We start from the raw sequence: 26337 nt of genomic DNA, 5'->3' as shown, positions 1-26337 counted from the left end.
TCAGCATTTTTTGTCAAGCAATTTATTCAATTTTTGGGCAATTTCACATTGGGCAGGCTAATCGACTTTTTGCTTTTAGCTGGCAGATTACAGGAATCTGTGGAAGATTGCAACGGGTCGATCGCGCGATCGGACAAAACGGCCGGGAGCATCTCACTTTTGCAGCCAAGCTATAAATTGAAGGCAGGAGACAGGAGACAGGAGACAGGAGGAAAGAGGAAGAAAGAAGGAGTCAAAAGAAGTGTTTTTACAAATATGAGATGCTCCCAAAGGGCCCGCTATGGAACCCGCACAGGCGCGTGAGTGTGTGTATCGACGAGGTTTCCAGCGCCCGGTGTTCTAAGAGTTGAAATAGCGATCGAGAAAAGCCAAACCGACGAGTACGCCCAAAAGTCCAGCCGCCGTCAAAGCAAAATGAAACAAAGAAGTCGCCCGCTTGCGAACCATATTCCGCATCGCCAGCTTGACATAACTCGGTGGAGGTGCATTGTTTGTCGGCGCTGTCGGAGTTTCGGCGGCGAGCTCTTCGGAGGCGGGAGTTGTGGAGGGAGGTTGACTCATAGCGGTTAGTTTAGAAGGTTAACAGAGGGGCTGCTGAAGACAGACTCGCCACGATGGTAACAAAAATGTAACGTTTTGTGTAGGATTTTTTAGGTCTCAGACGGCAGGAGGCTGGTTTCCCGCAACGCCAGAATCAGCCCAAACAGCATCGGCTTCGGACAGCGGGGGCATTAACTGGGCCGTATAATCCAGAGTAATGTCATAGGCGGCGCGATCGTACACTGTATTCAACAACGCCTGCAAATCTACAATTGGTTCCACATCGCCGCCGCGCAAAGGCAAAGGAAAACAAGGAATCGCATCCTGTAGATTAAAAACGTATAAATCCGCCCTAGGTCTTTGATTGCTCCGACTCACCAAAATCCGATAATGAGCTGCAATATCATTGTCCAAAACCGGGAGAGGTTCCCAACCCCGCAACAAATCAACCTCCACAAAATTAGTGCGACTTCCGAATATCTTATCCCGCTTTTCCTCATACATTTCGCGCCCTTTCCCCGGACGTTTATTAGCAGGTGAAATAACTTCAATCACCGTCACAACTTCCTTAGTTGCCATATCTATCACCTCCAAATACCCTTCTCTCACCTCCTCAGACATCGCCAATCTTATTTTCAAAGGTTCAGTAGTTCGTGTAGCGACAGCCACATTCGATGTACTTGGATTTGGAGAAACGGGATTGCACAGGATAGAAACATCAGCAGGCATTCCGACTAACAGAGATTGTTCTCCCTTGAGTTCATAAATTCGCTTTTCAATCGCCACTCGATATTTTGGCACCAGTTGCGGAACCATAGCATCTGCGATCGCCACTATCAACCGATTATGTACTTCTGGCCAAAAGTCAGGACTTTCTAAATAAGGATTCATCCCCGGAAATGGATTAGGCGTTGATTTAACTCCTCTTGATTTAGCTACTTAGGACTTATGCACGGGTGGCCAGAAACCGGGTTTTTGCTCCAAGACTTCGTTACAGCCCGCAAAAACCGCAAAAAACCCGGTTTCTTTGATTTTGATGCGTCCAGCCACTGTTATCATCCCCTCAATCCCCTTTCCCGCAACCAAGCATCAGCCCAAACAGCATCCGGTTCCGACAGCGCAGGAACGGGTTCTGTCGTATAATCGATTCTAAAATCATAGGCGGCGCGATCGTAAACCCCATTTAATAACGCTTGTAAATCTACAATTGGTTCCACATCGCCTCCGCGCAAAGGCAAAGGAAAAGCCGGAATTGCATCCGGTAGATTAAACAAATACAAATCAGCCGCGGGGCGACAATCTCCCCGACTCACCAAAATCCGATAACTTCCCTCAATATCATTCCCAAAAACAGGCAAAGGTTGGTAACTTCGCAGCAAGTCAATTTCCACTAAGTGCGATCGACTTCCGAACACCTTATACCGTTTTTCCTCATACATCTCCCGCCCTTTGCCGCGCTTGTTAGTCGGCGAAAGCACTTCTATTACTGTAACTACTTTCTTAGTTTCCTGTTCTATTACCTGCAAATAACTTTCTCTAACTTCCACCGTTGTAGGCACTCTCACTCTCACAGCCGTCACAGGCGGCGACATGACAGCAACATTTCCAGTGCTAGAAGTTGCTGGAATTGGCGATCGCTGCACGGCCACATCGGGAATACCGACCAATAAAGCATCTTCCCCGCTGATTTGATAAATTCTTTGTTCAATGTCCACTAAATACTTAGGCAGCAGTTGCGGAGTCAAAAAATCTGCGATCGCTACTATCAACCGATTGTGAACCGCCCGCCAAAAGTCAGGACTTTCTAAATAGGGATTCATCCCCGGAAATGGATTAGGCATAGTAATATATTGTTGAAATTTTCCACTAAATTAACCTCTCAATCCAGTCTCCCGCAACAAACCATCAGCCCAAACTGCATCCGGTTCCGACAGCGCAGGAACGGGTTCGGCGGTATAATCGATTTCAAAATCATATCCCGCGCGATCGTATACTTGATTAATCAGCGCCTGTAAATCCAAAACAGGCTCTACATCTTCTGGACGTAAAGGCAAGGGAAATGCAGGAATTGGATTGGGAAGGTTGAATAAGTATAAATCTGCGATCGGACGTTGATTGCTGCGACTGACTAAAACACGACAGTCGCTTTCATGGGAATCTCCCAAAACTGGCAAAGGTTCCCCACCTCGCAACAAGTCTATTTCGACTAAATGGGTACTGCTATCAAATATTTTCTTGCGCTTACTGCCATACTTTTCTCGACCTTCCCCTCGGCGTTTATTTGCAGGTGAAAGCACTTCAATAACGGTAACAACTTCCTTTGTTGCCATGTCGATTACTTCTAAATATCCTTCCCGAAATTCTTCCGACACTGGGATTCTAACTTTTAGAGGTTCCACAGTTCGGGAAGCTACAGCAATATTAGATGATACTGGATTTGTTCGATAGCGTTTCTGTTGGATAGAGACATCAGGAATCCCTACTAATAGAGAAGTTTCACCTGGAATTTCATAAATTCGCTTTTCAATAGCGACGCGGTATTTTGGGTGTAATTGCGGAGTTAGCGACTCTTTAATCGCACTAATCAGTAAATGATGAACTTCTGGCCAAAAATCAGGATGTTCTAAATAGGGATTCATCCCCGGAAATGGATTAGGCATAATCGTACCTCCCGTTGATTACTATCATTTTAGCAAACAGATTAGAAAAACGCAGACAATATCAAACAATCATCTGCGTTAATCCCCGTGCATCTGCGGTTAAAAAACTCCCCTAAAAATCACCATAACTGCTAATAGCAGCCTGCAACCTCCCCATAACTTCATCAAGAGAAATCGACCCCAACTCCCCAGCAGCACGAGTCCGAATATTCAAACTATTCGCCTCAACCTCCTTCGCACCCACAACACACATCACCGGAATTTTATCCTTCTCAGCATTGCGAATCAACTTGCCCAAACGCTCGCTACTTTCAACTTCTGCCCGAATATTCAGCGCCTTCATCCTCGCCTCCACTTCCTTAGCAAACGGCAAAAACTCCTCGCTAACAGGCAACAACCGCACCTGAATCGGCGCTAACCATATCGGGAAATCCCCCGCATACTGTTCGATCAAAATCCCGATCAAACGCTCCAGAGAACCGAAAGGAGCGCGGTGAATCATCACCGGACGCTTGCGAGTGCCATCTTCAGCAACGTATTCCAAATCAAAACGTTCTGGCAAATTGTAATCTACCTGAACAGTTCCTAATTGCCATTCTCTATCCAACACATCTTGGAAAATGAAATCGAGTTTAGGGCCATAAAAAGCCGCTTCTCCGATTCCTTCAAAATAATTCATTCCCAAAGTTTCCACCGCGCGGCGGATGGCACCTTGCGCCTTTTCCCAAGCTTCATCGGAACCGATGTATTTCTCTAAATTTTCTGGATCGCGGAAACTCAAACGCGCCTTAAAATTCTTCAGTTGCAAACTCTTGAACACTGACAGAATCAAATCCACCACGCTCAAGAATTCCGCATCCAACTGTTCCGGCGTGACAAACAAGTGGGAATCATCCACCGTAAAGCCGCGTACCCTGGTTAAACCGCCCAATTCTCCCGATTGTTCGTAGCGGTAAACCGTGCCAAATTCCGCTAAGCGCATCGGCAATTCGCGATAGGAACGCAGTTCGCTTTTGTAAATTTGAATGTGAAAAGGGCAGTTCATGGGTTTCATCACAAAACCCTGTTCGTTGGCTGCCGCTTCTGCATCTTCAGCCATCAGCGGAAACATATCTTCTTTGTATTTCTGCCAATGTCCAGAAATTTTGAACAAATCGACTCTGGCGATGTGGGGTGTCACAACTTGCAAGTAGCCACGCTTGATTTGTTCTTGTTTCAAGTAATCTTCTAGAATACTTCTCAAAATAGTGCCTTTGGGTGTCCACAAAGGCAAACCGGGGCCTACCGCATCGGCAAAAATAAATAAGCCTAATTCTTTGCCTAATTTGCGGTGATCTCGTCTTAGGGCTTCTTCTTTGCGGTGCTTGTAAGCTTCTAGCTGTTCGGGTGTTTCCCAAGCTGTACCGTAAATGCGCTGCAACTGAGCTTTGGTTTCGTCGCCGCGCCAGTATGCTCCTGCTAGACTTTCTAGCTCGATCGCCCTTCCGTTGATTTCATTGGTATTATCCAAATGGGGCCCGGCGCACAAATCCCACCATTCGTCACCCAAATGGTAAAGAGTAATCGGTTCGATCAAACCATCCAAAATTTCTAATTTGTAAGGTTCATTAATCTCCTTAATTCTGCGTTCTGCTTCCTCGCGGCTGACTTCTTCCCGAGTTACAGGCAATTTGCGGTTAATGATTTTGATCATTTCTTTTTTAATTGCCTTGAGATCCTTTTCAGTAAAAGGTTCGGGGCAATCAAAATCGTAATAGAAACCATTTTCAATCCAAGGGCCAATTGTGACTTGAGCCTTGGGAAATAACTTCTGTACCGCCATCGCCATAATGTGGGAGGTGGTGTGGCGAATTTTTTTTAGTGCCTCCGACTCGCTGGTGCGGGGCAACTGAATTTTAACGGACTCTTCTGGAGCGTTCATGGATTCTGAGCTAGACATCGGCTGAATTTAGCAATTAATGAGAGTTGCAGTTGCTTCTATCTTACTCAGAATGGGACTGCAACCGCTGACTTCCGGCTGGGGCTATTGGTGTCAACTTCAGACTAGAATACTTCAAAAATCTCGCTTTTAGCTGAGTCTAGATCCCCCTAAATCCCCCTTAAGAAGGGGGACTTTGATCATCATTTCCGGTTCCCCCCTTAAGAAGGGGGGCTAGGGGGGATCGGCGGCCTCATCGTCAGACAGCAGACGGGTAGTGCGTTTGACCTTAAGTTGATACCTGTGGACTTTCTTAATTTTGAAACAGTTGCTTTTGTTGTTTTCTGTATAACAGAGCCTTCAGCTATACACACGCTGTCTGAGCCGATATTTCCCATAATTTGGGGATTTCGACTCAAAAATCGCTGCTGGCACAGTTAAATTTATTCACACCCACCTGCTAATTGTTATTAAATTATTGAATTTTTGTTAAAAATATGTTACAATTTGTTAAGACCGTCTAAGACTATAATAGATAAATAACCCAATTTTGATCCATGCTTAATTCCAATTTGCCCGAGCCAGAATTGCTCAAAGCGTTACTGGAACCGCTGTTAGAGGATTTCAATTACTGGTTCGATCGATCGGCAAACCTCTTAGAAACTGAGGAAATTCCCTTTCTGGGCGACGAGGATCAATCTGACTTGCTGGCGCGAGTCAAACAGGCTCAGCAAGAAGTAGGCGCTGCTAAAGCTCTATTTCAAGCAACCGGAGGTCAAGTTGGGATTGAAACAGCAGCACTGATGCCGTGGCACAGACTGCTCGCCGAATCCTGGCAAGTATCGTCGCGCTTTCGCTCATGGCAGTCAGCTCCCCCAGGAAAATAAGGAAGCGAGTTCAAGTTAAACTTGCAGTTAAATCCCAAACTTTTGGAAATGTGGCGGCCCACTTGACAAGCTCAAACAGATTTCCAGTTAATAAGTTATTACTTGCTGAAACATTTTTGTAAATTGCTGTGTGGCTGTTTAGCCCGGAGAAGAAGATAATGTTGCACCTGCTTTATATTTTAGCTTTTACCGTTCTTGCCTTTCTGGCAGTCGGTAACTTAATCCGCAGTCTAGTCACCGTTGGTATGGAGTCCCAGCGCCCTCAACAGTTCAGGGCAAATAATCCCTACCCATCCTATCCTCGCTCTCAATCGGTACCGCATCCAGAACTTTTAGACGAGCACGGCAACATAGTCAACGAGCCGCTGTTAGTGATGCGTTCGCTGACTGTGCAAGACGCGCGCGAACAATTAGATGCTCTCTACAAATCATCTCCGGGCGGCAGCGACGAAGGGGGCGAACTAGCCTGATACAACGACAGTCACAGCATTTATACTCAGGCGCTATGCCTCAAAAAAAAAATAGGACTTACACGCTAGGTGTCCGAAACCCTTTTTCTTCATAGATTTTGGTGAAAATCGTTTCCGCGCTTCAACGGAATAATAATTTTCCGATTTCAGTGCGAGCTTAATATCTCGCGACGATGCTCGCACCCTTGGCATTATTCCGAATCTAACCAGATTGGATATAAGTCCTCAAAATAATTGGCCGTTAGTTTTTAACTAATGGCCAATTATTTGGGATTTTTGAAAGTTTAATTGCCGATTAGCCAGATCGATCGCCAAAAACCGGTTCGCCAAAAACCGATACAGATGGCACTGATATCAAATAGCTCAAGAATAGTATAATGCAAGAGATCCGCAAGCGGTGCCTAACAAGTCTGAATGGTAAGAGTGCTAACGCCCAAATCCCAGCCTGAATAGATGAGTTAGCGTCAAAACTTAGAGGTAAAAACAGGTGACTTTGGGATGAACTCAAGGTCTTGGAGGCATACCTCTGCTTAGATTCGTCTAAATGATATGGCTAGTATGATATGACTTAAACAGTCGTGTTATGAAGCATAAATGTATCAGATACTGAAAAGGGATCGCTCTAAACCTCCTATCGATCCTGTTTTGTCATCGGCAAAAATGCACGTTTAAGGCTAGATGATCGTCCCTATTTCGCTACTGGCAGAACTTCTGCGAGCTTTGCCCCAACTGCGGGCACAAATTTATTTCAAATCTTCCATGACAGCCCTCTCTCACGCGATGGAAGACTTAGTTTTGGCGGGTTCTGACGACGAACCGCTAGTCATTGCCAGCTTTCAGCAAGAGCGCTTCTACCGCCATGAAGCTCACCGCTATCGACGAATTGCCGCTCTATCTTCTCAGGTATACGTGCTATCATCACCGGAAACTGAGTTTAAAAACTCCTCAGAACATCACGAAACTGTGGCGTTTGCACCGGAGGACGGATTAAGTAAAGAGTGGCACTTAGTGGTGCTGGGGCAAAACTACTCAACTTGCCTGATTTGTCAAGAAAAAATTGTGCCGATCGACAACCAGGACGCTCGCGGGCCACTGTTGATGGATCAAGCTCGCAGATTTGAAGGAATTTGGACGTTCGATCGCGAGGTAAGCTGCAAGGCTGCCGCATTGTTGCTCGATATAATTGTCAATTATCGCCCGGAATTGGCCGAAAAGATCGATCGAGCCCGAACTACTTACAAGCTAGTCAAAACACCGAAAAAAACGAGGAAATCCGCCACTTCCAAAGCCGCCAAACCCGACATAAGTAGGGGAAAAAACTCAAAAATTCCCAATCCCAAATTGAGCGATGCTTTTACCGAACGCTTAGTAACCTACTTGCAAGCAGGCCAGCACAAACTGCTGAAAGCATACAGCGCCATCGCCGCCCAGGAACGCAAAGAACGCCTCATAAACTTAATTACAACGGCAATGCGGCAGTCTCTCAACCCACAAGAAATCGTCGAAGTCGCAGTGCAAGAACTGGGAACTGCCCTGTCGGCAAGCCGATGTTTGATTTATCGGTGCAAGGCCACAGATATTGCAGTCAAAATCGATCGCGAGTTTTTGGCTCCTGGCGCTAGTTCCGTGCTGGAGCAGACTTGGCTGTTGCAGGAAAATCAAATATGGAGCGACGCGGTGGCGCGGCAAGAGCGTGTTTACATTCAAGACACAGCACAACACCCGTTGATTGTCAATACAAAATTCCTGAAAAAAACTGTAAAAAATTGGCAAATAGTCTCTTGGTTAATGGTGCCAGTGCTTTATCAGGGGCGGGTTTTGGGAATGGTGGAAATGCACCAGTGCCGATCGGTTTTACCTTGGGAAGAAGACGAAATTGCTTTAGTAGAGGCGATCGCCACCCAACTCGGAGCGGCCTTAATTCAAGCAGAAACCTACGCTCATTTAGAAGAACTTAACCAACAATTAGAAGCATTAGACCGCACTCGCAGCAATCTAATTGCCATCACCGGACACGAACTCCGCACCCCTCTTTCTACGATTCAAGTTTGTTTGGAAAGTTTGAACTCCGAACCAGATATGCCCGCAGAAATGCGGCAAATTATGTTAGAAACTGCCCTAGGTGATGCCGATAGAATGCGGAAACTCGTGCAGGATTTCTTAACTCTTTCTCACTTAGAAAGCGGGCGAGTCCAATGGAATGTAGAATCGCTGACGCTGCAAGAATGCGTTGATTTGGCCCTCAGCAGCGTGCGATCGGGCGGCGGACTCGATCGACAGTTACCCGAAATTATCGCCGAAGTGTCCGCAGAATTGCCTTTAGTGCAAGCTGACGGAGAGTGGTTGGTGGAGGTGCTCTCCAAACTGCTAGACAACGCTTGCAAATTCACCACACCTCAAGGAAGCGTGACAGTGCAAGCGAAATACAATGGTTCTCGGATGGTGGAAGTGCTCGTAGCCGATACGGGGAGGGGAATAGAGGCGAACAGTTTAAAAGTAGTGTTCGATCGATTTTATCAAGAAGAAGGAGCTTTGCGCCGCAGCGCCGGCGGTACCGGTTTAGGATTAGCAATTTGCAAACAGATTGTTGCCGGCTGGGGCGGTAAAATTTGGGTTGATTCCGCAGGAAAAGACCGAGGAAGTGAATTTCACTTTACTATTCCGATTGTTTAGATTGATAGGAATTGGGCATTGGGAATTGGAAATGGGGCATTGGGCATTGCGAATTGTTGATTAGAACTCACATCTGTCAAATGTCAACTAAATGGTTTGTAGTGAGGACTTTAGTCCTTAGGAGTCATATCAAGTCCGATTTCATCGGACTTGTATAATGGGGCGATCAGCTAAGACCTTTAAACTAGAAGAGGCCAGAAGCCTCCTGAATCGCCTTGAAATCCACCACACCCCTAAACATGGTTCATGGCTTAATATGGAAATCGAACCTGCTGCCCAAAGGATGATGCTTCTCGCGAATTGCGATGTTATGAATATCGCTATGTTCGTTACCCTGATAGGCATAGCCACCCGGTGCTGGAATATCGACTTTCACAGTATCGACGGTATTCGATGCGCGCAAAACGCTCACCAACTTCCCGGATGCCCCGCCCTGCGTCAACTCAATCACACCGATCCCAGGACAACTCCCTTGCGAGGCATGATTGACTGAAACTGGAATCGGTCCCCGTAATGCCACAACCAAGTATTTATTATCTGGTGTTGCTTGCATCAGATCCGGTGCGGGATCGTTCGATAGGGATCGGGGATAATCCGGCGCTGAAGTCGATGCACAAGGACCGATGCCGTTACCCTTCCCATCAGCGGAGGTGAGGTCATAGGAAGTTATCGCCAAGGTTTTGGTATTGAACACCTGAATCCGATTTTGAATTCGATCGGCGGCATGAACGTAGAGACCTGCCAGGGTCTGGGCCATCCCGTGGGCGTCACGGCGCGTTGAAACACCGGGAAGCTGTCCGGTACTGTTCGAGGCTTGACCACTGCTATTACCACCCGTTGCCGTGTTGTTAGGATCTTTGAAAATCACTCGCGGTGCGGGTGTATTCGGTGCATTCGCGGTTTTGCCGAAGGCCTGAGTATCGATGTCATAAATTGTATAGGTCGATTGGGTTGCACCGGCTGCCGAGGTTCCTACGCCCGTATTCAACCACATCTTCTTACCAACTTGCTCACCGCCACAACCTGCGCCATTGAAGAATTGGTTGCTATATTCACCCACGATCGACATAGGAGTTGTTTTGGCATCAGCCACCATCAACCCGCCCCCTGAAAAACTGACAAATACCTTATCGTTATCGGCAGGAACCGGGCAAATAATCATATTCATCGGACGTCCACCGAGAGGGGCATCTGATCCGGTGCCGCAGCCATTTTCCTTACAGAGTCCGTTGGGTGTGAGGTTGCCTAAAGCTTGCAGATTGTAGTTCCCCGTAATGCTACCGATCATCGCTCGACCCTGGCTGTTCTTGCCGAGGTAAACCTTGGGTTGATCCGAGATTTGTAAATTTTTCCCAACCCCTAATGAAGCCGATTTGTTAAACACAGCGTTTATAATTTTGCCACCACGATCGCGTTGAATGTCTATTCGCTCCAGCACTTTACCGTTCAAGTTAGCAATCAGCAATGCTGAACCATTGGTGTTCCAGAATGACATATGGACCGATCGACCTGCCGAGGTCCCGGAAACCCGAAACAGTGACACAGCTTCTTTTGTCTCGCCATCAATAATCCCAACATAGCCGCCATCTGGGGCAAAAACGCTGGCGTTCAGATAACGATTCTGTGGGTCTGACAAAACCCCATGCAACCGCCCAAAACCTGATACATCAGCGAGCGTATTACCCGTCAGTCCATTGGTATCATACTCTTTCAAACTGGTGGGGAAGACATCGTATAAATTGCACGGACCGGTGCCAGGTCGATTACGACCATCACAACCGATCGGTGCAGCGGGTTTGCCAGTTTTGACTTGTCGATTCAAATCCCGACTGTCCCAAATCCAGATCAAGCTTCCGCTGACGCCAGGAGCGCTAGCTCCTGCTTGAGAATTGGACTGATCCGATGCCCAAACTTCATAGTCCATCGCCGATCGGGCTAATCCATTGGGAATATCAAACGCAAATGCGATACCCAATAGGAGCAAAGCACTGACGAACACGACCAAAAAACGCAATATTTTTCGCATGACAATATCCTGCAATGAAAAGTTCAAAACACATATATAACATGAAAATTTTACTTGTTTAGCCCGGAAAAAGATTTTTGTGACACGTATATTCCCAATAGTTCAAGGCTATTGCGTTACTTACAACCCAGATGAAATCTACTCAACCTATGGCCAAAAAGCCACAACTACAATTAGGTTCTCAAGGTAAAGCGGTATTGGAACTCGAACAACTGCTAACCAAGTTACAACTTTATCGGCATCCTGCTAAAGGAATTTTTAACAAAGCAGTTGATTTTTCTGTGAAACTGTTTCAGTTTCGGGTTTTCTTGTCGCCGGACGGTATTGTCGGGCCGCTGACTTGGCAGGCGCTTTATACTTCTGCTCCAGTTAATATGCCGGTACTCAAATTCGGCAGTTCTGGGGAAGCAGTCGCTACTGTTCAGGAAGTTCTCAAAACTTCCAACCATTATGGTGGTAGAATTGACGGCGACTTTGCTACTTTGACGGACAAAGCTGTTCGCGCATTTCAAAAAAGCTTTGGGATTGAGGCCGACGGGATTGTCGATCAAGAAACTTGGACTGCTTTGAGCCAAATTCCGCGCGGCTATGACCCTAATAGGTTCTTGACTTAGGGTTGGCACGGTAAATTGTTCGATCGTGTGTGGGGGGAAATTGGGGGAATGTGCGATTATTCGGGTGCCCCACAAGCACCAGAATAATTGCTGTTTTTTTTTGATTATTTTTTCGGGATTCGTGCTGCCTAATTTTGTTTTCTAACTTTGGTGGAAATTACCAATTATCAATTATTAATTACTAATTATCAATTATCAGAAGAGATCGATCGCCAAAAAACTGTTAACTTTCCTTACAATTTCGACAGCCGTGTCGCCTCATGATGATACGATGCCGTAAAAATCCTTTGGATATGTTTATGGCAGAAGAACTCACTGGACAACCCCCAATCTTCGGCGGCAGCACCGGCGGCTTGCTGACCAAGGCGCTAGTTGAAGAGAAGTACGCGATCACTTGGACTAGCCCCAAGGAACAGGTGTTTGAAATGCCTACAGGCGGCGCTGCAATCATGCGTCAAGGCGACAACTTGCTGTATCTGCCCCGGAAGGAGCAGTGCATCGCTTTGGGCGGCCAGCAACTGCGGGCGAAATTCAAAATCTCGAACTACAAAATCTACCGCGTATTTCCCGACGGTTCTAATGAGTACCTGCATCCCAAGGATGGCGTGTTCCCTGAGAAGGTGAACGAAGGTCGTCCTTACGTCGGTAAGATTGACCGCAATATTGGTAGCAATCCCAATCCGATTAAGGTCAAGTTCACTGGTAAAAAAACCTACGAAGTTTAGGTTTTGAGCTAATCGCTGAGCTATTTTCGGGTAGTATTTCCTGAAAAGCTCAGCTTGCATTTTATAGTTTGTAGTAGCGCTTGGACGGCAGAAGCTTTTTTTGATCGCCCAATCGCCACTGCAAACTTCAAATGCGATTAAAAATTAATAAAAATTAATAATTAAATTAACCATGAATCTGGTAATCAGGCGAGCAACTCATGAGGATATAGATGTTTGCGCTGGCATTACTTATGAAGCTTTTAAAGATATTTCCGATCGCCATTTCTTCCCTAACACAGATTTTCCGACGCAGGATTTCTCAACTGAGATTATTAGCCTTTTTATCGAAAGTCCGGTTTTTTTTGGCATCGTAGCTGAGAGTGATGGTGCGGTTGTCGGCTGCGGTTTTATGGACGAACGCAACCCGATTCGCGGTATCGGGCCCGTCAGTGTCGATCGAGCTTTTCAGGGCCGCGGCGCGGGACGGGAAATCATGAAAGCCGTGCTAGAACGGGGAAAAGACGCGGCAGGCATCCGTTTGGTTCAGGAATCTTTTAATATGGCTTCGCTGTCGCTGTACGCTTCTCTGGGTTTTGAGGTGAAGGAACCTTTCGTGTTAATGGAGGGGAAGTTTCGCAGCCAGCCGCAGTATGGGTTTGAGGTGCGGCCGCTGACTGGTGAGGATGTGGGCGAATGTCAGGCTTTGTGCGAAAAAGTATGCGGGTGCGATCGAACTTCGGAGATTGAAGACGCCCTGAATTTCTTTTCTCCCTTCGTTACTTGCAAACAAGATAGGATTGTGGCTTATACTTGTGCGGTGTCGGCTTTGGGCCACAGCGTCGCGGAAAATGAAGCGGATATGCAGGCTTTGCTCTTGGGGGCTGCTGCGTACAGTTCCGAAGAATTGCTTTCTTTTCACTTGCCGCTGAGGTACGCAAGTTTGTTTCGTTGGTGTTTGCAATCCGGGCTGCGCGCCGTCAAACCGATGGCGGTGATGGCAGTGGGCGAGTATCGGTCGCCGGAGGGATGTTGGCTTCCGTCTTTTGTTTATTGATTGCAAGTAAAGTTAGTATAGCAACCGCCATTCAAGGTATTGACATAAAGCACCTCATGAAGAAACCCCTGAGATCCCCAAGCGATCGCTCTCCAATTTGATTCCTGTCAACTGTCAACTGTCAACTGTCAACTGCTATATATGATGTTTCCCGACTTCTCACAATTTTCAGAACTGGCTAAACAAGGCAATTTTGTGCCCGTGTATCAAGAATGGGTTGCTGATTTGGATACGCCAGTGTCTGCGTGGTATCGGGTTTGTGCCGGTCAACCCTACAGTTTTCTGCTGGAGTCGGTGGAAGGTGGGGAGAAAATCGGGCGTTATAGTTTCTTAGGGTGCGATCCGCTGTGGATTTTGGAGGCTAGGGGATCTCGCACAACTCAAGTTTACCGCGACGGTTCCCAAAAAGTATTTGCCGGCGATCCGTTTGCAGCATTAAACGAGTGTTTGCAGCCCTACAAACCAGTAAAATTGCCACAATTACCAGCGGGAATTGGCGGGTTATTCGGTTTTTGGGGTTACGAGTTAATTAAGTGGATTGAACCGCGAGTTCCCGTGCATCCGGCTGCAGAAAACGATTTGCCGGATGGGTTGTGGATGCAGGTTGATAATTTGCTGATTTTTGACCAGGTGAAGCGCAAAATTTGGGCCGTCGCCTATGCGGATTTGCGGGAGACTGGCGTTGATTTGGCCGAGGCTTATGGGGCGGCGTGCGATCGCGTTTCTCAGTTAGTAAATAAGCTGCAATCCCCGCTTTCCCAGCAATCTACTCTCATAGAATGGACTCCGCCGAGGGACGAGCAAGATGTCGGCTCCACAAATGAAAATACAGAATTAGCTTACACCAGCAATATCACCCGCGACAAGTATTGTGAAAATGTCTTGAAAGCCAAGGACTATATCACAGCCGGAGATATTTTTCAGGTAGTAATTTCGCAGCGGCTGGAGGCGGAATATAGCGGCGATCCTTTTGCACTTTACCGTTCTTTGCGTCTAATTAATCCTTCTCCGTACATGGCTTATTTCAATTTCGGAGATTGGCAGATTATCGGTTCTAGTCCTGAGATTATGGTGAAGGCAGAAAACACTGCCGACGGCAAAAAGATTGCAACTTTGCGGCCGATTGCCGGCACGCGCCGCCGGGGAAAAACTCCCGAACTAGATGATGCTTTGGCTGCGGAATTGCTGCAAGATCCGAAGGAAATTGCGGAACACGTCATGTTAGTTGATTTGGGTAGAAATGATTTAGGCAGAGTGTGCCGAAATGGTACTGTCAAAGTTGATGAATTAATGGGAATTGAGCGTTATTCTCATGTGATGCACATTGTGAGCAATGTAGTGGGAGAATTGGCCGAGGATAAGACAGCTTGGGATTTGTTGAAAGCTGGTTTTCCTGCGGGTACGGTTAGCGGTGCTCCGAAGATTCGCGCGATGGAAATTGTGCACGAGTTAGAAGGTTGCCGTCGCGGCCCCTATTCTGGGGTTTACGGGTATTATGATTTTGAAGGACAGTTGAATAGCGCGATCGCAATTCGGACTATGGTTGTTCAATCGCAGGGTGGCGATAAACATTCGGTTTCTGTGCAAGCCGGTGCTGGTTTGGTGGCAGATTCTAACCCGGATCTGGAGTACGAAGAAACTCTGAATAAAGCCAGGGGTATGTTGCAGGCAATTCGCTGTTTGAAGTAATTAGAAGGAAGAAGGAAGAAGGAAGAAGTCATTAGTCATTAGTCATCAGTCAGTAGTTATTTGTTATTTGTTATTTGTTATTGGTAACAACTGGCAACTGGCAACTGGCAACTGACTGATGACTAATGACAACTGACAACTGGCAACTGACAACTGACAACTGACAACTGACAACTGACAACTGCTTTCCGTACAACGTCATCAGGAAGATGGAAGAAGGAAGGCTTTGTGAGCGCGTACAACCAAAGAAACCGGGTTTTTTAGATAATTTGAGGGTGAAAACGAAGTATTGTCGTAAAAAACCCGGTTTCTGAAAACTCCTGACTAAAAACTACTGTTGCAAGAGGGAAATATGAATTTTTATATAGTTGATGTGTTTGCCGAGTCAAAATATGCTGGCAATCAGCTAGCTGTATTTTGCGGCGCTGGAGTTGCCGAGCTCTCAGAGGCCGAAATGCTGCTGATAGCGAGGGAAATCAATTATTCTGAAACCACGTTTATTCGATCGCCCGATCGGCGAAATAACGGCTACGACGTGCGGATATTCACGCCCAAGAAGGAATTGCCCTTTGCCGGTCATCCGACGTTGGGCACTGCGTTTGTGTTGCAGCAAGAGATAATTGGCGAAAAGGTCGATCGAGTAATGCTCAATTTAGCGATCGGTCAAATTCCTGTCACCTTTAATTATCATAATCAATCCACAGATATTTTATGGATGCGACAAAACCCGCCAACATTCGGTCAAGTTTTATCAGCCGAAACTATCGCCAGCATCCTGAATTTAGAAGTCGATGAAATTGATTTAAAATTCCCGATTCAAGAAGTTTCCACTGGAGTGCCGTTTATCATTGTACCGTTAAAAACCCTCGCAGCGCTCAAAAAAGCTCAAGTTAACTTAGACAAATATTTTGAACTGATTAATACCACAGAAGCCAAAGAAATTTTAATTTTCTGCCCGGAAACCTACAGCGACATTAATGATTTAAGCGTCCGAGTTTTCGCCCCTTCCCTAGGAATTCCCGAAGACCCGGCGACGGGCAGTGCCAATGGCTGTTTGGCTGGATATTTGGTAGAATATGGTTATTGTGGGGAAGCCAAGATTGATGTGAGAGTCGAACAAGGTTATGAGATTAATAGACCTTCTTTGTTGTTGCTGAAAGCTCAAAAAAATCAGGAAGAAATAGAAGTTTTGGTTGGTGGTAAGGTGGTGATGGTGGCGAAAGGAGAATTTGTTTAGATTTAATGCCAAATTCTTAACCGCAGATGAACGCAGATATACGCAGATATGTATAAATTTTTTCAATAGTTCTTGTCAAGAAATCTACTTTCTGAGAGTCAGTTGATTGTTGTTATACCAATTTCATAAAGTAGCGCTAGATATTCCCCCCCAACCCCCCCGCGAGTTCGGGGGGGCTAAGACTTCATCAGCACATCTTTATAAAATTGGTATTACTCAACAGCAGAGACTTTTATTTGCAAGAGGTGAAGTTGTCAGCACTCAAATAGTTTTGCTTGTTTTTAGTATTGCCGTCGATGAATTGCTAGCCTAAAAAAAATGAGTTCAATTTAATTATTTCCCATCAAAATTGCTGAATATGAGGTAGCTCATATTCAGTGCGGGCTGTTATTGTTACAGTGAAAAAGTCATCCATACCAAATACTTTCCCATGCTGCAAACATTTTCGCGGACTTTAAATGTATCCCCTGAAGATTCAGAAGCGCTGCTTTCGCTTCCATTAACTACCTTGCTGGAATCACCGGAGTTAAATCAAGTTTTGGGGAGTCTCGATACTGCTTTGCTCAAAGAAACTTTACCCACTGCTGGAGCTGTTTTAGCGAAAAAGCTGCCGCCTTTTTACGACTGGTTGCAAACAGAACTAGGAATTAAAAATGTCCCGGACAGTCCCGATCATACTACTAAATGGGTAGTGGGTTTTTTGAAGAATCAAGAAAGTTTAACTCGTTTAGTTGAATTGCACAAATCGATTCCCAGCAAAGCATTAGAAAGATCGATCCCTCGCTTAGTTAGCACTTTTGATGAGGTTGAACCCGCCGCGGTTAAGGAAGAGTGGGAAAAAGCGATAGCGGCACTTTGTCTGGTACTCGCCGCCGCAGCGCGGGAAAATCAGCCCTCTGCTACCTGAAGCAATTTGGTCTGAGTTTAAACAAAGCGACTTTTTCGGAAAGTTTGTAATTGAGCGCGATCGATCTGAACGACTACCGGCTTTTTCTTGTTGAGGACGATCGCATTGTGTCTATTTACCAAAAGCAACTGAGCCAATATTGCCACAATCGCGCGCCTTTTGAGAAACTTGCCTTCAAAACGCGCCATTCGGACGATCGCCTCTTCTAGCTTGTAACAACAGTTTTCCCCTTTCTGGGAAATCACAAAAATTGTTCCCGGTATGTAATCGCCTTCATTTGCCCAGAAAGCATACCTTTCGCCTAAAGTAAAGTAGTGAAAAACATTGTTAGCGGTGGAAGTTTTAGCTAACTTTTCCGAAACCCCCAAAGAATTAAAAATTACAGTGGATCTAATATAATCCGGGTATTTTGCGGCTATTTGCTGAGCAACTTTGCCGCCCAAACTTTCTCCGATGACATCCGGCGGATTTCCGCTGTGAAATTGCTGTTTTATCCAATCAATAGCACCCGCAGTTTTCGCCGATTTTAATTGGCGTTCTAGTTTTGCCATAAATACATCGGGCGTATCTTCCAAAACGCGCTCGAAAGGATACCAAGAACCGTAGCCGCGAATCACGAGCACGGGCGGATTGTTCCCAGAAACGGGAAGGCGACTTTCAGCATAAAAACCAGTACCAGAGTCTTCAAAGACTTTTTCTATGATATAATTTCCATCCACAACTTGCCCTAGCTCGTGCCGAACGTAAATTGACGGATTGCTGGGTTTGAAAGTATCGTGTAGTTGGGGTTTGGCAAACTTTTCGTAGATAGCATCTAGCAAGTGCCTTCCTGTAGGGCGATCGACAAAATCCAATTGTATTGATCCGTACTAAACTAAAAACAATCTAAAAAAGGTTAATAGTCAGGACTAAAGTCCTGACTATTAACCTTGTGGAATTCTTACAAAACTCGCAAGGTACTCGCAATACTATCGACAGCTTCCATCGCCCGAATTTCAGCAAGCGCTTGCTGAAAATTACCTTCCCTCACATCGTGAGTCACCACCACAATTTCTGCTAAATTGCCGTGAATTCCAGTTTGCACAATGGACTCCAAACTAACTTTGTGGTTGCCAAAACAAGTCCCTAGTTTACCAATTACCCCCGGAGAGTCGCGCGTCAGAAAACGGGCGTAAAACCGAGTCACAAGTTCCTGCATTTCAGCAATTTTGCAGTAGTGTTGATGAGTGCAACTCAGCAAAGGATGGGGAATCGGAACAGTTTCGGTTTTCAGGATTGCCGCCACATTCAAAATATCCGATACCACCGCGCTAGCTGTGGGCCCCGCGCCCGCACCGCGCCCGTACAGCATCAATTGCCCGATCGCATCTCCCTCGATTAAAATTGCATTATAAACACCGTTGACACTCGCCAACGGATGAGTCTTCGCCACCAAAGTAGGATGCACTCGAATCGAGAGGAGTTCCGCTTCTTCATCCCCATTTTGCTTGGAACTTTGGGATTTTTCCTCAGCAATAGCCAACAACTTAATCACAAATCCTAGCTTATCGGCATAGTCAATATCCGCCGCACTAACTTGTCTGATACCTTCGCAGTGAACATCGGCTAATTTGATGCGTCCGCCAAAAGCTAGCGAGGCTAAAATAGCAATTTTATCAGCCGCATCTAATCCATCTACATCCGCTGTAGGGTCAGCTTCAGCATAACCTAATTGCTGAGCGTCGGCGAGCACTTCGGCAAAGTCTGCACCTTCACTCTGCATCCGCGTCAGGATGTAATTAGTTGTGCCGTTAACGATGCCGGTCACACTTTTGATGCGGTTTGCACCTAAAGATTGTTTGAGGGTTTGAATGACTGGAATGCCACCGCCTACAGCAGCTTCTAACATCACATAAACGCCTTTTTCGTTAGCCGCGTCGAAGATTTCACTACCGTAGCGGGCGATAACTGCTTTGTTGGCGGTGACTACGTGCTTCCCGTTGGCGATCGCTTGCAGAATGAGCGATCGCGCCGGTTCCAATCCGCCAATCAGTTCTACTACAATATCAATTTCCGGGTCAGTTGCGATCGCCTCTAGGTCAGTTGTCAGCACATTTTCTGGCAATTGTAAAGACCGAGTTCGAGAAATATCGCGCACTCCCACCCGATAGATTTCCAATTCCTGCAACAGCGAATGGCGGCCATCTGGGGAGAGCAAAATCTCTGCTGTTCCCGCGCCAACTGTACCCAAACCTAGCAAACCAATTTTGAAAGCCACGACTTTGACCCGTTGAAACTCAATTAAGCCACAACCATTGTAGGCTATTCCTGTACCGGAGCAATCAAAATAGTATTGTAGGGTACGAATTCCCTACCTTATATCAAATCCGTTAGCATCGGAATAGTAAATTCGAGTTCACTGTTCACTGTTCACTGTTCACTGTTCACTGTCAACCGTCAACAGTCAACATCATTCCGGTGTAACCGGAAATGATATTACAAGTCGGATATAATTGCCCTAAAAACAATTGTAGGGCGAGCCAAGCCCACCCTACAAATCAGATTAAATCAGGTAACACATTAATAAGTTTCAACGTGCCAACGGTGCTCTTTCTTCAACTGTTTCTGATAGCCAGCCCAGTCAACACCGTGCTTGCTAGACGCGGCCGACATTCCCTCATCAATTCCGCCTTCCATCCCCTTCAAACCGCAGATATAAGTGTGAGTATTCGGCTTTTGAACCAATTCCCACAATTGGTCTGCGTTCTCTTTAATCCGGGTTTGAATGTACATCTTGCCGCCGTCAGCACTCTTTTGCTCGCGGCTGATGGCATAAGTCAAGCGGAAATTATCGGGGAACTCGCGCTGCAATTGTTCCAACTCTTCTTTATAGAGAATGTTGGGAGTGTAAGCAACTCCAAAGAACAGCCAAGCTAAACCTTTGAACTTGTAATCGGGATTATTTTCTTTAAACATCCGCCACAAATAAGCGCGGAAAGGAGCAATACCCGTACCGGTAGCCATCATAATCACGGTGGCTTCCTCGTCGTCGGGCAACAGCATTTCCTTGCCTACGGGACCGGTGATTTTGACATCATCTCCAGGTTGCAAACCGGTGAGAAAAGTTGAACAAACACCGAACACTTGTTCGCCAGTTTCTGGGCTTTTGTACTCTAGGCGGCGGACGCACAGAGAGACTGTTTTGTCGTCTACATCGTCTCCGTGACGGGTGGAGGCGATCGAGTAAAGCCGAATTTTGTGAGGTTTGCCGTTTTTATCCGTCCCATCGGGAATAATCCCGATACTTTGACCTTCGAGATAGTGTAACTTGCCTCCAGAAATGTCAAATTTGACGTGGCGGACTGTGCCCTCGCCGCCCTCTCTGACCATTTCTTCTGTAGAAATGCACTTACCAATATAGGGATTGGCCGGCTTGTAGAGGTTAACAGGAACCTGAACTTTTTCCTTGGCTTGAGTCATGGGCTTAGTTTTTTCTCCAGATTTCTGACTCTGTAGCCCTGCTTCTGGTGCGACTTTGCCATTAGTTTCGGGAGCGCCATTTAAAGGACGAATGCTGACTATTTTGCCACCCATGCGAATAATCCTTCGCATTTCTTGATTCATGCGATCGTAGGGCACGGAGATAAATACGCTGCCACTACGGCGAATCGGGTGACTTGTTTGGTCAGTTGCTTGATTCTGACGCATACCCTCCACTTCGTAAACAAAGATGCGGCTGCCTGATTCTGAGTTGGCCGCTACACCAGATATGCTTGGGCTGTACATTTGTTGATTTTCCTTCACGATACAGAGTTATAAAGAAAGAGAATGTGACGTTAGACTCAATTTACTTTTTTCTTAAGGCCATCGGGACTAATTGGCCGCGCCAATTTCTGGGCCTCGCCACGCCGGCAGGAGTGTTGAAGTTGCGATCGCTCGCGTATCAAATCCCTACTAGCCGAACGCCGCGCTCACCGAGCCCTATTGCGTTCGGCTGTTGACCTATAGCTATTGTTGTCTGCGTACTGCCAATATTTTACCCGATCGGGGGATCTGCCCCGATAAGTCATTCTGATTTGGGGAGCGCCCGACCAGAGAAAGGAAGATTCGAGCAGTTTAATGAGGTTGAGCTTGTAGGGGGCGAACGCATTCTGGTAAGATTAACCACTAAAGTTAGTATTAATTACTTGCCTTGAAGATTGCTTGGGTCTGCCCGGGCAGGCAGTCAACTCACTGCTGTATGCTGGTGAGAACTCGATCCTCTCGGGGTAGCACAGCAGCACAAAGCCTGCTTGCCGCTACCTGCGGGCTGAAATTTTGTGGAATCTAGACTTGAGTTAGTTAGTAAACATTGATTTTGTTAGAGGGAAACTATGACCAGTAAGCCGGATCGCGTGGTTTTAATTGGCGTTGCCGGAGATTCCGGATGCGGAAAATCTACTTTTTTACGCCGATTGACAGATTTGTTCGGGGAAGATTTCGTGACTGTAATCTGCCTCGACGACTATCATTGTCTCGATCGCAAGCAGCGCAAGGAAACAGGGATTACAGCCCTTGACCCCAGAGCCAACAATTTTGACCTGATGGCTGAGCAAATGAAGGCTCTCAAAGAAGGTCGGGCGATCGACAAGCCGATTTACAACCACGAAACTGGTCTGCTCGATCCTCCTGAGCGGGTAGAGCCGAATCACGTGATTGTGATTGAGGGGCTGCATCCCCTGTACGACGAGCGAGTTCGATCGCTCCTCGACTTCAGCGTCTACCTCGATATCAGCGACGAGGTAAAAATTGCTTGGAAAATCCAGCGCGACATGGCGGAACGGGGCCACCGTTACGAAGACGTGCTGTTTGCGATCAATGCTCGCAAACCGGATTTTACCGCCTACATCGACCCGCAAAAGCAATATGCTGATGTGGTAATTCAAGTGTTGCCGACCAACTTGATCAAAGATGACAAAGAGCGGAAGGTTCTGCGCGTGCAGATGATCCAGCGCGAAGGCATCGCCAATTTTGAGCCTGCGTATTTGTTTGACGAAGGTTCAACAATTAACTGGGTTCCTTGCGGCCGCAAGCTAACTTGTTCCTATCCCGGAATTAAGATGTACTACGGGCCCGATGCTTTCTACGGTCACGAAGTCTCGATTTTGGAAGTAGATGGTCAATTCGAGAATCTCGAAGAAGTTATTTACATCGAAAGCCATTTGAGCAAGACTTCTGCGAAGTATGAAGGCGAGTTAACTCACCTGTTGCTCCAGCACCGCGAATATCCAGGTTCCAACAATGGAACTGGTTTGTTCCAAGTGTTAGTCGGATTGAAGATGCGGGCGACTTACGAGAAGTTGACTGCAAAAGAAGCGAAAGTGGCTGTTAGTGTTTAGAACGCAGACATGAAAGATTTGGGAGGCGCAATTGCGCCTCTTTTTTTGTGGAAAAATGAACCGCAGAGGGCGCAGAGGGCGCAGAGTAGAGTTAGGGGAAGGTGTTTGGAAGTAGAGAGGTTAAGAAGGTTTTTCCGGCTTCATGGAGGTCGCTATCTAGGGAAAAAGTTAGACTGCGAACTCGGATATCGTCATTTTTTATATCTAGTGGCTGTTTGAGGTTTTGCGGGTAGACGATAATTGCATTTTGGCACTTTAAGGCATTGGCGTAAGCAACTATTTGATGAATGTCATTATTGGCTACTTTATCGGGAGCTTTGTATTTTGTATCGAGGACATACTGGACTTTACTTGTTGCAATATCGCACAGCAGTAAGTCAATCCGATCGAAATAGTTTTGGTCATGTGTGACTCGGTGTTGTTGTTTGACAAAAAAGCCTTTGGGTGTATTTGCTTTGAGCCATTTAGCGACAAATTGTTCATATAACTTAGCCATGTCTATGAGAAAAGGGAGCATTTTGCGATCGCCTGTTTCGTGACTGGGCCCTGTGTTATCTAAAAAGAATCGACATAAGGCGTGTAAAAGTTGATAATCTTGATTCAAACGGTGATAATTTCTATCAATACAAGCTTCTGATTTAAAAGGTTTTAATGTAACAAATCCTTGGAGTGCGTGAAAGGCTTTTCGCACAGTGGATGAAACAGATTCACCGCACAAACCGCTGCGGCCAATGATGAAAAGTGTCCAAGCCAGAATTTGATTATCTTCGATGTCGCCTGTTTGTTCGTTATAGTGGCATTTTAGTTTAACATCCCAAGGTTTTTGCAGGGCTGACCGCAAATCGACGCGACCGCGAATGTAGGCGAGTCTTTGTGTTTTGGATAAGTAATCGCGATATAATCCTTTGCGACAGCGTTCTAGAATTTTTTGGGCAAGAATGTTAGCTAATCTCTCGTAACTTTCTTCTAAAGATTGGCACTGAATCGAGCCTTGGGGAAATTTTATCTTAAGGTTGTAGGCATAGTCAATCATTCCGAAGAGGTTGTTTATGGGAACCTTTGGGCGGATGGCGATGTGAAATTCTGGAGTGATAGGAATGTTGCCAACTCTGCCTTTAGATTTTAAGTGCCATTGATATTTTGTTTTAAAGTTGGGAAATTCTATCTCGATTTCCTTGGCATAATTATGGTATATTTTCTGTCCTACTGATTCGGGGATTGAGTCTTGTTCAAAAGTTGCTAATTGATATTCTGTAAGTTCGATAATTCGGCTGAATTTTGCTTTCATAATTGTGGTGGATGCAGTAACGCCACGGTATCGGCGTTAATGACGGCGTTAGATTGTCAATAGCCAAATTTATTCTTAATATTATCCCAGAGGAACTCATCCATTTTTTCCAGGTTATCAAAGAAGTATTCTTCAAGGTATGGCTCAATTTCCATTTGCCAAATATCTTGGATATCTTGAGCTAAGGTTTTTGTCAAAAAGAAGGAGATGCCTAATTCATAGTGTTTGTTGTTAATTGCGCGATTGACATCTTCTAGAATGCTAGTTAATTTATTAACGGGGAAACCTGTTTCCTCTCTGTGGTGATACTGTCGCAGGACTTCATAATTGGGATAAACGGGAATGAATGCGAAGCGGCGACGGAGTGCGTTATCGACTAAGGCAATAGAACGGTCTGCTGTATTCATTGTGCCGATAATGCGGACATTTGTAGGAATCTTAAAGGGTGTACCGCTGGCTAGTATAATAGAGCGTTTTGTATCTTGCCGGTCATCGAGGAGATACATTAACTCGCCAAAGACTTGAGACAGATTTGCGCGATTAATTTCATCAATAATGAGAACGCAAGTGTCTTCACGGGCTTCCGCTTTTTCGCAGAATTCTAGGAATCTACCGGGAACTATTGAGTAGGTTAATTTTCCGTTTTGAGTTATTGGGCGGATGCCTTCGATAAAGTCTTCGTAGGTGTAGGCGGGGTGAAATTGGATTATGTCTGAGAAACCGTCACCGCCGCCGATTAAGTGTTTGGCAAGTCTTTCTGCTATGAAGGTTTTTCCGGTTCCGGGTGGGCCTTGGATAATAGTTTGGCCTTTGCGGTTAAGGGCGTGTATCCATCGGATTAGTTCTGTTTCGTCAAAGCCAGTTTCTTGGGCACATTGGTTCAAAAGATATTCCGGTTGCAACTCTAGTATTTTAACATCGGTATCTATATTCTCAGCTCGGTTGCCGGTGATTTTGTCCTTGTAGGCAAGTCCCAGATTATTTCGAGTCATTGCCCAATTGTCGGGAAAATCGGCACGGGTGTAGATTTCTAAAGCCAGTTCATAACAACTAATCGCCTCATCTATATTCTCAGCCCGGTTGCCGGTGATTTTGTCCTTGTAGGCAAGTCCCAGATTATATTGAGTCATTGCCCAATTTTTGGGAAAATCGGCACGGGTGTAGACTTCTAAAGCCAGTTGAAAACAACTAATCGCCTCATCTATATTCTCAGCTCGGTTGCCGGTGATTTTGTCCTTGTAGGCAAGTCCCAGATTATTTTGAGTCATTGCCCAATTGGCGGGAAAATCGGCACGGGTGTAGATTTCTAAAGCCAGTTCATAACAACTAATCGCCTCATCTATATTCTCAGCTCGGTTGCCGGTGATTTTGTCCTTGTAGGCAAGTCCCAGATTATTTTGAGTCATTGCCCAATTGGCGGGAAAATCGGCACGGGTGTAGATTTCTAAAGCCAGTTCATAACAACTAATCGCCTCATCTATATTCTCAGCTCGGTTGCCGGTGATTTTGTCCTTGTAGGCAAGTCCCAGCATATTTTGAGTCATTGCCCAATTGTCGGGAAAATCGGCACGGGTGTAGATTTCTAAAGCCAGTTGATAACAACTAATCGCCTCATCTATATTCTCAGCCCGGTTGCCGGTGATTTTGTCCTTGTAGGAAAGTCCCAGATTATATTGAGTGCTTGCCCATTTTTTGGGAAAATCGGCCCGACTGTAGGCTTCTAAAGCGAGTTGACAACAACTAATTGCCTCATCTATATTCTCAGCCCGGTTGCCGGTGATTTTGTCCCTGTAGGCAACTGCCAGATTATTTTGAGTCATTGCCCAATCTTGGGGAAAATCGGCACGGGTGAGGATGGTTAAAGCTAATTCGTAACCAATAATCGCCAGGTCTAGATGACTAGCCCTGTTGCCTAAAGGGAACAACTGGAATAAATCACTGAAATTGACCAAATCTATTGCAACATTTCGAGCTTTTTCTGGTGCGGCTTGGGAGAGAATGTTGTGAGCCCAATTGGGGTACATTGCAACTAAGGTACGATTGAGTTTATCTTGGTTAGCCTCCAGGATGGGATAGACGACTTCTCCATCACCATCACTGTCAGAGGTGGCTTGCCATACTTTACCCAAGAAGGCGATATACTCTGCTGGGAATGCGGTCGATAATTTATCCACAATTTTTTATTTAAGCGACTCCGTTCTCAACATCCACAAGTACCTATAATTTTAAACTTAAAAATGTCAAAAAGCAAGTTCTAAAAAAATCTGTGCTAACCCTTAATTATTGTCTTCTTCCTTTCAATAATATTGA

At 45.9% G+C, this 26337-nt stretch carries 20 protein-coding genes and 1 pseudogene; 10 read left to right on the top strand and 11 right to left on the bottom strand.

Annotated elements, in window-relative coordinates; translation table 11 throughout:
• Positions 1–339: 339 nt before the first annotated feature.
• The 5 genes and pseudogenes from QUA44_RS11295 to thrS form a co-directional block, all read right to left on the bottom strand.
• The gene (locus QUA44_RS11295) at positions 340–561 is read right to left on the bottom strand and encodes a DUF3285 domain-containing protein (protein WP_194012213.1); all 222 of its coding nucleotides are present in this window, start codon (positions 559–561) and stop codon (positions 340–342) included.
• Positions 562–657: 96 nt separating this feature from the next.
• Positions 658–1449: pseudogene (locus tag QUA44_RS11290) on the bottom strand (DUF4058 family protein); the annotation flags it as partial.
• Between the two features lie 146 nt (positions 1450–1595).
• Positions 1596–2381 (bottom strand): DUF4058 family protein, encoded by a 786-nt coding sequence (locus tag QUA44_RS11285; RefSeq protein ID WP_333250403.1) that lies wholly within the window; start codon positions 2379–2381, stop codon positions 1596–1598.
• 30 nt (positions 2382–2411) lie between these two features.
• Positions 2412–3200, bottom strand: coding sequence for a DUF4058 family protein (locus QUA44_RS11280; RefSeq protein WP_333250401.1), 789 nt, complete (start codon positions 3198–3200; stop codon positions 2412–2414).
• Between the two features lie 112 nt (positions 3201–3312).
• Positions 3313–5139, bottom strand: a complete 1827-nt coding sequence (thrS, locus tag QUA44_RS11275; RefSeq protein ID WP_333250399.1) for a threonine--tRNA ligase — start codon at positions 5137–5139, stop codon at positions 3313–3315.
• A gap of 536 nt (positions 5140–5675) precedes the next feature.
• On the opposite strand from thrS, the gene QUA44_RS11270 reads away from it, so the two are divergent.
• From QUA44_RS11270 to QUA44_RS11260, 3 genes are all read left to right on the top strand, one after another.
• Positions 5676–6005, top strand: a complete 330-nt coding sequence (locus QUA44_RS11270; protein WP_333250397.1) for a DUF2605 domain-containing protein — start codon at positions 5676–5678, stop codon at positions 6003–6005.
• 158 nt (positions 6006–6163) lie between these two features.
• Positions 6164–6475, top strand: a complete 312-nt coding sequence (locus tag QUA44_RS11265; RefSeq protein WP_333250396.1) for a DUF2973 domain-containing protein — start codon at positions 6164–6166, stop codon at positions 6473–6475.
• Between the two features lie 678 nt (positions 6476–7153).
• Positions 7154–9148 (top strand): DICT sensory domain-containing protein, encoded by a 1995-nt coding sequence (locus QUA44_RS11260; RefSeq protein ID WP_333250394.1) that lies wholly within the window; start codon positions 7154–7156, stop codon positions 9146–9148.
• Between the two features lie 244 nt (positions 9149–9392).
• On the opposite strand, the gene QUA44_RS11255 is transcribed toward QUA44_RS11260, so the two are convergent.
• A complete protein-coding gene (locus QUA44_RS11255) occupies positions 9393–11189 on the bottom strand; it encodes a hypothetical protein (protein ID WP_333309690.1) in 1797 nt (598 codons plus the stop codon).
• A 134-nt stretch (positions 11190–11323) separates the two neighbouring features.
• Between QUA44_RS11255 and QUA44_RS11250 the strand changes: the two genes are divergently transcribed.
• From QUA44_RS11250 to QUA44_RS11225, 6 genes are all read left to right on the top strand, one after another.
• A complete protein-coding gene (locus tag QUA44_RS11250) occupies positions 11324–11788 on the top strand; it encodes a peptidoglycan-binding protein (protein ID WP_333250392.1) in 465 nt (154 codons plus the stop codon).
• A gap of 299 nt (positions 11789–12087) precedes the next feature.
• Positions 12088–12513, top strand: a complete 426-nt coding sequence (locus tag QUA44_RS11245; protein ID WP_194012030.1) for a photosystem I reaction center subunit II PsaD — start codon at positions 12088–12090, stop codon at positions 12511–12513.
• A gap of 172 nt (positions 12514–12685) precedes the next feature.
• A complete protein-coding gene (locus QUA44_RS11240) occupies positions 12686–13549 on the top strand; it encodes a GNAT family N-acetyltransferase (RefSeq protein WP_333250390.1) in 864 nt (287 codons plus the stop codon).
• 141 nt (positions 13550–13690) lie between these two features.
• The gene (trpE, locus tag QUA44_RS11235; protein WP_333250389.1) at positions 13691–15238 is read left to right on the top strand and encodes an anthranilate synthase component I; all 1548 of its coding nucleotides are present in this window, start codon (positions 13691–13693) and stop codon (positions 15236–15238) included.
• A gap of 352 nt (positions 15239–15590) precedes the next feature.
• The gene (locus QUA44_RS11230) at positions 15591–16475 is read left to right on the top strand and encodes a PhzF family phenazine biosynthesis protein (protein ID WP_333250387.1); all 885 of its coding nucleotides are present in this window, start codon (positions 15591–15593) and stop codon (positions 16473–16475) included.
• 430 nt (positions 16476–16905) lie between these two features.
• On the top strand, positions 16906–17382 hold the full coding sequence (locus tag QUA44_RS11225) for a hypothetical protein (RefSeq protein ID WP_333250385.1): 477 nt from the start codon (positions 16906–16908) through the stop codon (positions 17380–17382).
• Positions 17383–17399: 17 nt separating this feature from the next.
• Here the strand turns inward: QUA44_RS11225 and QUA44_RS11220 are convergent, their stop codons facing one another.
• The 3 genes from QUA44_RS11220 to petH form a co-directional block, all read right to left on the bottom strand.
• Positions 17400–18236 carry a hypothetical protein gene (locus QUA44_RS11220; protein WP_333250383.1) on the bottom strand — a complete coding sequence of 279 codons (837 nt, stop codon included), beginning with the start codon at positions 18234–18236 and terminating at the stop codon, positions 17400–17402.
• Positions 18237–18322: 86 nt separating this feature from the next.
• A complete protein-coding gene (locus QUA44_RS11215) occupies positions 18323–19639 on the bottom strand; it encodes a homoserine dehydrogenase (protein WP_333250381.1) in 1317 nt (438 codons plus the stop codon).
• A 302-nt stretch (positions 19640–19941) separates the two neighbouring features.
• A complete protein-coding gene (gene petH, locus QUA44_RS11210; protein WP_333250379.1) occupies positions 19942–21147 on the bottom strand; it encodes a ferredoxin--NADP reductase in 1206 nt (401 codons plus the stop codon).
• Between the two features lie 587 nt (positions 21148–21734).
• On the opposite strand from petH, the gene QUA44_RS11205 reads away from it, so the two are divergent.
• Positions 21735–22739 carry a phosphoribulokinase gene (locus QUA44_RS11205; RefSeq protein WP_333160071.1) on the top strand — a complete coding sequence of 335 codons (1005 nt, stop codon included), beginning with the start codon at positions 21735–21737 and terminating at the stop codon, positions 22737–22739.
• Between the two features lie 91 nt (positions 22740–22830).
• Here QUA44_RS11205 and QUA44_RS11200 read toward each other — a convergent pair whose 3' ends face one another.
• Positions 22831–24027, bottom strand: coding sequence for a 5-methylcytosine restriction system specificity protein McrC (locus QUA44_RS11200; protein ID WP_333250377.1), 1197 nt, complete (start codon positions 24025–24027; stop codon positions 22831–22833).
• A 56-nt stretch (positions 24028–24083) separates the two neighbouring features.
• On the bottom strand, positions 24084–26201 hold the full coding sequence (locus QUA44_RS11195; protein WP_333309682.1) for an AAA family ATPase: 2118 nt from the start codon (positions 26199–26201) through the stop codon (positions 24084–24086).
• Between the last annotated feature and the right edge of the window lie 136 nt (positions 26202–26337).

Origin of the sequence: Microcoleus sp. N9_A2, assembly GCF_036701775.1 — a bacterium.
Classification (GTDB): Bacteria; Cyanobacteriota; Cyanobacteriia; order Cyanobacteriales; family Microcoleaceae; genus Microcoleus.
This window is presented reverse-complemented; position numbering and strand designations above follow the sequence as displayed.